The sequence below is a fragment of the Streptomyces silaceus genome (assembly GCF_001419745.1).
In the GTDB taxonomy this organism is placed as follows: Bacteria; Actinomycetota; Actinomycetes; order Streptomycetales; family Streptomycetaceae; genus Streptomyces; species Streptomyces silaceus.
The window spans coordinates 1-2,036 of sequence record NZ_LIRJ01000459.1; the positions used below are offsets into that span (position 1 = coordinate 1).

Consider the following 2,036-nt stretch of genomic DNA (forward strand, 5'->3'; position numbering starts at 1 on the left):
CGATGCCGACGCCGAGGCCGATCAGGGTGCCGAGCATCGGCGCGAAGTCGGCGACGGTCATCACATGGCCGAGGAGCACGATGCCCGCGTAGGCGGTGCCGACGGAGACCAGCGCGGTGGCGATGGGCAGCAGCGACGCGGCGAGCGAGCCGAAGGCCAGGAAGAGGACGACGGCGGCNNAGCCCGATGGCGGTGCCGCCGAGTTCGACCTGGAGGTCGTCGGAGGCGGCGGCCTTGGCGGTGTCGACGACGGCCTGCGCGTCGGCCCTGGCGATGTCGTCGGCCTGCTCGTGGAAGGTGACGGTGGCGTACGCGGTGCGGCCGTCCGCGCTGATCCGGTCCGCGCCCTTGCCGTCGTAGGGGCCGGTCACCGAGGCGACGGCCGGCATCTTCGCGATCGTGTCGAGGGCGTCGGTCATCGTCTGCTCGACGTCGGCCGCGCGGACGGAGGTGCCGGCCCCGGTGTGCCAGACGACGGTGTCGCTGTCGCCGCCGAGGCCGTGGAAGCCCTCGTTCAGGAGCTGGGTCGCGCGACCGGACTCGGTGCCGGGGACCTCGTAGTCGTTCGAGTACGCGGAACCGGCGACGGCGGCGNNAGGACGGCGAGGAGGCGGTGCCTGACGCACCACCGTGCGAGTGCGGCCACGGACTGGGCTCCCTGGGTGGTTCGTGGATCTTTATCGGGAACAGCCGTGATTCAACCGAACAGCCCGCAAAGAACGCATGAGCGGCGACATGAGCGCCGCACACACCTTGACAGCCCTTGGAGATCCTTGGTCCCTTTCGTGGCCTTACTCACAAGAGCACAAGAGGTGCGCGGAGACCCCTCGGACAACGTCCTCGAACCCCTCCGCGCACCCGCGCACGCCGGGCGTCAGCCCGAGACGCTCGCGCGCCCGTTCTCGATGTGCCCCATGAGGCGACGACGGAAGGCGGTGTCACGGTCGGCGGTGACCTCGACGTCGTACCAGCCGTGCTCGTCGGCGGTGTGCCAGGCGACGGTGCGGCTGCTGCCCGCCTTGACGCGCACGGTCCGCGTCCGCCGCCTGATGTCCGCTTCGTCCACATATCCGAGCGGTGTGACCGTGAAGACGAGGGACGCGTCCCCGCGGTTGGCCAGTGTGAGGTGGATCTCACGGCGGGTGATCGCGGAGGCGAGCCGCGCGCCGCCGCCCTTGCCGCCCTTGCTCTCCGCGCCGCCCGCGAACTCGCGCCGGAAGCCGTTGGGCCCCGTGATCGTGAAGTCGTACGTCCCCCGGGGCACCGGCACGGTCCACGTGCCCGTGCGCGTGACGTCCTGGTGCTGCGGGACGGCGAACTCACCGGCGTACGGATAGAGGGCGAAGTGCGCGCTGGAGCTGCCGCCGTTGCGCAGCCGCACGGTGAGCGTGCCGTCGTCGCCGGGCCGCACGTCCGCGTCGGGCTGGTAGGGCAGCGGACGGGCGCGGCGCGTGCCGGGCTCCTGCTCCGGCATGGACTGCTGCGCGGGTGGCTGCGGGGACCAGCGGCCGCTGAACCCCGGGATGGCGCCCGGCTGCTCGACCTCGGGCTGCCGGTGGCCGCGCCGGAAGTCGAAGGCCCCGGTGAGGTCGCCGGTGACCTTGCGGCGCCAGGCGCCGATGTTGGGCTCCTTGACGCCCGTCCACTTCTCCAGGAAGCGGACCACGGAGGTGTGGTCGAAGACCTCGGAGCAGACGTACCCGCCGACGGTCCACGGCGAGACGACGAGCATCGGCACGCGCGCGCCGAGCCCGGTCGGCCTCCCCTCCCAGCGCTCCTCCCGCTCCGCGGGGCTGTCGCCGCCGGGCACGGGCGGCGGGACGTGGTCGAAGAAGCCGTCGTTCTCGTCGTAGTTGATGAAGACGGCGGTGCGGCGCCACACCTCGGGGTGGGAGGCGAGCGCGTCGAGGACCTTGTAGACGATCGTCGCGCTGTGGACGGGCGAGGAGACGCTCGGGTGCTCGGAGTCCAGGGCGGAGGGCACCAGGTAGGAGACCTTCGCGAGCCGGCCCTCGGCGACGTCCTCGGCGAACGTG

At 72.1% G+C, this 2,036-nt stretch carries 2 protein-coding genes and 1 pseudogene; all 3 read right to left on the reverse strand.

Going from position 1 to position 2,036, the window contains the following annotated elements; genetic code table 11:
• On the reverse strand, window positions 1-178 hold a 178-nt coding region (locus tag AOK22_RS43240), incomplete at both ends, for an MMPL family transporter (protein ID WP_244165215.1).
• 2 nt (window positions 179-180) lie between these two features.
• Window positions 181-594, reverse strand: a pseudogene (locus tag AOK22_RS43245) (MMPL family transporter); the annotation flags it as partial.
• 280 nt (window positions 595-874) lie between these two features.
• On the reverse strand, window positions 875-2,036 hold a 1,162-nt coding region (locus AOK22_RS43250), incomplete at its 5' end, for an alkaline phosphatase family protein (protein ID WP_244165214.1).